The 259-nt window shown below is 42.9% G+C and carries 1 protein-coding gene; it reads left to right on the top strand.

The window, feature by feature from the left end:
• Window positions 1–259 (top strand): hypothetical protein (locus SB756_RS31945; RefSeq protein ID WP_410913483.1); only part of this gene is annotated, 259 nt, incomplete at both ends.

Raw genomic sequence — 259 nt, forward strand, 5'->3', positions numbered from 1 at the left:
CTGAGCTTAACCGCTATTATGTCAAGTTCAAGCTTGCCAAGACTGAGCGCTAAAAGCATTGGCGTATTTTTTAAGCTTGCCAAATTAAAACCAAAAACACCAAGCCGTGATGAAGCAATTAATTACAACATTAAACTAAACCAACTAATTGGCAGCCCAGCTTACCCACAAACAGAAGCCGCCCTTCGGCTTCATGCAACACAAATAGTTGAGCGTTCAAACAACCCTAATGGCTACAAACGCCAGCTCATTGCCATGG

It is taken from the genome of Pseudomonas sp. SIMBA_068, assembly GCF_046534705.1.
Taxonomy (GTDB): Bacteria; Pseudomonadota; Gammaproteobacteria; order Pseudomonadales; family Pseudomonadaceae; genus Aquipseudomonas; species Aquipseudomonas putida.